We start from the raw sequence: 423 nt of genomic DNA, 5'->3' as shown, positions 1-423 counted from the left end.
GAATGCTGTTGTGCGTGTTCTGCCCCGGTTCACGTGTACCCGCATCGGTCGCTCATGTTGCAGAGCGCAGGGCCGTGCGGTGCACCGGGTTGTGGACGCACGGATGCCGCCCGGATCTCACCCGGGCCCCGAAGCACAGCGGAACCATCGGACACGAGCATTCGTGTCATCAGCAGACAAACGAAGGCAGATCAACGTGCGTACGCACACTCCGAAGCCCGGTGACGTCCAGCGTCAGTGGCACGTCATCGACGCCACCGACGTCGTCCTGGGTCGTCTTGCCAGCCAGACCGCAACACTGCTGCGCGGGAAGCACAAGCCGACCTTCGCTCCCCACGTGGACACCGGCGATTTCGTCATCATCATCAACGCGGAAAAGGTCGCCCTCACGGGTGCCAAGCTCGAGAAGAAGCGCGCCTACCG

General features: G+C 63.6%; 1 protein-coding gene. It reads left to right on the top strand.

Annotated features, from left to right (window positions below):
• Positions 1–196: 196 nt before the first annotated feature.
• On the top strand, positions 197–423 hold a 227-nt coding region (gene rplM, locus J1M87_RS27570), incomplete at its 3' end, for a 50S ribosomal protein L13 (RefSeq protein WP_206492831.1).

The organism is Rhodococcus sp. KRD162 (assembly GCF_017168335.1).
Classification (GTDB): Bacteria; Actinomycetota; Actinomycetes; order Mycobacteriales; family Mycobacteriaceae; genus Rhodococcoides.
The sequence above is the reverse complement of the archived record's forward strand: the minus strand, read 5'-3'. Positions and strand labels throughout refer to the sequence as shown.